Source organism: Frankia sp. CcWB2 (assembly GCF_977927585.1).
On sequence record NZ_CDWRCM010000010.1, the window covers coordinates 1 to 3803 of the forward strand.

A 3803-nucleotide genomic window follows, 5' to 3' on the forward strand; every position below is an offset into this window, starting at 1 on the left:
CAAAGTCGGGTTGAGATCCTAACCGGCGGGTCATCTGCCTGGGCGGGACGCGAGCCGTGGAATGTCCGTGGCCCCGACGACGCTGGACTGCGCAGGCATCGTCCTGCCTACCGTGAAGGAGGGTTCACCATGAGGGCCACGCCGTCCTCCCCCGGGTCGTCCACCCCACCGACCGCGGTCCCTTCTACCGCCACACCCCCCTCCGCGGGTCCGCGCCCGCGGCCACAGCCACAGCCGCGGATCGACATTCGCCGGGCGGACGACAGAGCGGCGACGCGCGTCGGCTGGCTCGACTCCCACCATTCCTTCTCGTTCGGCCATCACTACGATCCGTCGAACACCCACCACGGTCTGCTGCTGGTGAACAACGACGACACGGTCGCTGCCGGGACCGGGTTCGAGACCCATCCGCACCGGGACATGGAGATCGTCACCTGGGTCCTGCGCGGATCGCTCGTGCACCAGGACTCCACCGGCCACTCCGGCGTCATCCACCCGGGACTCGCGCAGCGGATGAGCGCCGGTCGCGGGATCCTGCACTCGGAGAAGAACGACTCCTGGCGTCTCGACGGCGGCGGGGAGCCGCATGACGAGCCGGTGCATTTCGTCCAGATGTGGGTCGCACCGGACCGCCGGGGCATCGACCCCGGCTACGAGCAGCTGGAGATCGACGACGAGCTGCTACGCGGCGGCCTGGTACCGGTGGCGTCCGGGATGGCCAGGCACCGCGGGCAGAGCGCGATCACGATCAGAAACCGGTTCGCGGCCCTGTGCGCCGCCCGGCTCAGCCCCGGTCGGGACATCAGGCTTCCCGAGGCTCCCTACCTGCACCTGTTCGTGGCGCAGGGCGAGGTGACGCTGGAGGGGACGGGTGTGCTGCGCGCCGGGGACGCGGTCCGGTTCACCGCGACCGGCGGTCAGCGGGTCAGCGCCTCGGCTCCCACCGAGATCCTGGTCTGGGAGATGCACGCCGATCTGGCCGATCTGGCCGACCTGTCCGACCTGTCCGACCTGTCCGGTCTGGCATGATCGCGCGGCAGCCGAATTGTGGGGAGCCAGGCACGGTCCAGGGACCGCAGACCGTGCTCAGGTCCCCCAAATTCACCGGCCGACGGCCAGCCGGTCCTGATGGGCGAAGAGCTGGTCGTGCATCTCCCAGAACCGCCCGTGCGCCGCGGTAAGCGCGTAGGGATGGACGTCGAACACCGGGAAGTGCCGGAAGACCAGCCGGGCCTGCCCCTGCGAGGTCTCGGTGAACTCGTGCAGGACGGGAGCCGCCCGGGCGCAGTACGGGCATTCGAAGTCGGCATACTCGACGACGACGACCGGGGCGTCGGCCGGCCCGCGGGAATGGCGGAACGGGCCGATCGGCACCGCGGGAGCGGCGGTCCCGGTCAGGGTGGATCCGGCCAGGTCACGATTATGACCACCCCGTCGCGCCCCCACCCGCCACCGTGCCGACGGGGGCGGATCGCCAGTGCCGAGGTGGTGAACAATTGGCAGCATGGGCGACCAGCGAGATCCCGGCAGGCGGGAGCGACCTCGGCCGGACTGGGCGACCACCGGGGCGGCCGATCCGCCGAACCCGGCCGAGCCACCGCCTCCCGCCGGACAGGCACATCCCGCCAGACAGGCACATCCCGCCGCACCACCGCCTCCGGCGGATCCGCCGCGTCCCCTCGATCTCAACGCCGACCTTGGCGAGGGTTTCGGGGTCTGGCGCCTCACCGAGGATGAAGCCCTGCTCGACCTGGTCACCAGCGCCAACATCGCCTGCGGGTTCCACGCCGGTGACCCCGCGACAATGCGGCGGACGTGCGAGCAGGCGGTCCGCTGCGGAGTCCGCATCGGCGCCCAGGTCAGCTACCGCGACCTCGCCGGCTTCGGTCGCCGCCGCATCGACATGGACCCCGACGATCTACGTGACGACGTCCTCTATCAGCTCGGCGCGCTGGACGCCTTCGCCCGGACGGCCGGCGACCGGGTCCGCTACGTCAAGCCGCACGGCGCCCTCTACAACGCCATCGTCACCGACGAGGAGCAGGCGCAGGCCGTCGTCGAGGCCATCCGCTGCTACGACGCGACGCTGCCGGTCCTGGGCCTGCCCGGATCGGCGTGGTTGCAGCGCGCGAGCGAGGCCGGCCTGACCGCGGTCGGCGAGGCGTTCGCCGACCGCGCCTACACGGCCGCGGGCACTCTGGTCTCCCGGCGCACGGCCGACGCCGTCCTGCACGATCCCGACGTCGTCGTCGCGCGCGGCGTGCGGATGGCGGTCAAGGGCGTGGTCGTCAGCCGGCAGGGCACACCGGTGGACGTCGGCGCCCGCTCTCTCTGCGTGCACGGGGACACGGCGGGCGCGGTCGAGCTGGTCAGACGGCTACGCCAGGCCCTGCTCGACGCGGGTGTCCCCCTGATCCCGTTCAGCTGAGAGGATCGCGATGCGCATCCTGCCCTGCGGTGACGAGGCACTGCTCGTCGAGGTGGCCGGCCTGGCCGAGGCCGAGGCCCTCTACGCGCGGCTGCGGCGGATCGCCCCGGTCGGGATCATCCAACTGGTTCCCGCGGCGCGGACGGTGCTGGTCGCGTTCGATCCCGCGGCGACCGACGCCGGGCGCCTGAGCGCCGCCCTGCTGCGCGCCGCCGGGGCTCAGCCCGGCACGCCCGGTCCCACGCCGCAGACCGGTCCTGCGCCGCAGACCGGTCCTGCGCCGCAGACCGGTCCCGATCCCTCGTCCGGCCCCGGGCCGCAGGCCGGTCCCCCGCTTAACCGGGACGTCGTGACGATACCGGTGCGCTACGACGGCCCCGATCTGGCCGAGGTCGCCCGGCTCAGCGGACTGACTCCGACGCAGGTCGTGGACCGGCACGTACGTGGCGGGCGCCGGGTCGCGTTCTGTGGCTTCGCTCCCGGCTTCGCCTACATCGCGGGCCTCGACCCGGCGCTGCGCGTGCCACGCCGGGACAGCCCGCGCACCCGGGTCCCCGCGGGCGCGGTCGCCATCGCCGACGAGTTCAGCGGCATCTACCCGCGGACCTCGCCCGGCGGATGGCGGCTGATTGGCCATACCGACCTGCGGGTCTTCGATCCCGGCCGGGAGCCGCCCGCCGTGCTGGCCCCGGGCACGCGGGTGCGGTTCATCGCCATCACCATCGCCGACGCCATCGCCGACGCCGACGCTGCCCGGGCGGTGTCGTGATCGAAATATCATGATCAAGATTTCATGATCGAAATCGTCGCACCAGGCCCGTTCGCCACGGTCCAGGATCTCGGCCGGCCAGGGCTCGCGCACCTGGGCATCACCCGGTCCGGCGCTGCCGACCGTCGCAGTCTGTTGCTGGCGAACCGGCTCGTCGGCAACGTCGCGACCGCGGCGGCGGTCGAGCTCACCTACGGCGGCCTCATCGCACGGTTCACGGATCCGGCGCTGATCGCGCTGACCGGCGCGCCGTGCCCGCTGGAACTCGCCGGTCGCCAGATCAGCATGTACTCCCCGGTGGACGTGCCCGCCGGCGCGCTGCTGCGGATCGGGGCACCCGATCGGGGCCTGCGCACCTACCTCGGAATTCGCGGGGGGATCGGTGTCCCGCCGGTGCTCGGCTCACGATCGAGTGACACCCTCTCCGGGATCGGTCCGCAACCGCTGACCGCCGGTCGGCAGCTGCCGCCGGCGGCCGACAGCGCGGACCCGCCGACCGTCGACCTCGCCCCGCTCGCCCAGTACCCGGACGAACCGACCCTGCGGGTCCTCGCCGGCCCCCGCGACGACTGGTTCACCGCGGACGCGCTGCCCACGCTGTTCTCC

5 protein-coding genes are annotated in these 3803 nt (G+C 72.5%); 4 read left to right on the forward strand and 1 reads right to left on the reverse strand.

The features are described from left to right. Positions 1–129 precede the first annotated feature (129 nt). On the forward strand, positions 130–1029 hold the full coding sequence (locus tag ACY45C_RS02340) for a pirin family protein (protein WP_462186022.1): 900 nt from the start codon (positions 130–132) through the stop codon (positions 1027–1029). Positions 1030–1101: 72 nt separating this feature from the next. Here the strand turns inward: ACY45C_RS02340 and ACY45C_RS02345 are convergent, their stop codons facing one another. Continuing rightward, positions 1102–1446, reverse strand: coding sequence for a DsbA family protein (locus ACY45C_RS02345; RefSeq protein ID WP_462186023.1), 345 nt, complete (start codon positions 1444–1446; stop codon positions 1102–1104). 58 nt (positions 1447–1504) lie between these two features. Here ACY45C_RS02345 and ACY45C_RS02350 point away from each other — a divergent pair, with 58 nt between their 5' ends. The 3 genes from ACY45C_RS02350 to ACY45C_RS02360 all read left to right on the forward strand — a co-directional run. Beyond that, on the forward strand, positions 1505–2428 hold the full coding sequence (locus ACY45C_RS02350) for a LamB/YcsF family protein (protein ID WP_462186024.1): 924 nt from the start codon (positions 1505–1507) through the stop codon (positions 2426–2428). 10 nt (positions 2429–2438) lie between these two features. After that, complete coding sequence (locus ACY45C_RS02355; protein WP_462186025.1) at positions 2439–3197, forward strand: 5-oxoprolinase subunit B family protein; 759 nt, start codon at positions 2439–2441, stop codon at positions 3195–3197. Between the two features lie 24 nt (positions 3198–3221). Beyond that, positions 3222–3803, forward strand: a 582-nt coding sequence (locus tag ACY45C_RS02360) for a 5-oxoprolinase subunit C family protein (RefSeq protein WP_462186026.1), incomplete at its 3' end; no start/stop codon positions are given.

Coding starts and splice junctions, on each gene's coding strand:
- ACY45C_RS02340 (WP_462186022.1), top strand. CDS start 130: ATGAGGGCCACGCCGTCCTCCCCCGGGTCGTCCACCCCACCGACCGCG.
- ACY45C_RS02350 (WP_462186024.1), top strand. CDS start 1,505: ATGGGCGACCAGCGAGATCCCGGCAGGCGGGAGCGACCTCGGCCGGAC.
- ACY45C_RS02355 (WP_462186025.1), top strand. CDS start 2,439: ATGCGCATCCTGCCCTGCGGTGACGAGGCACTGCTCGTCGAGGTGGCC.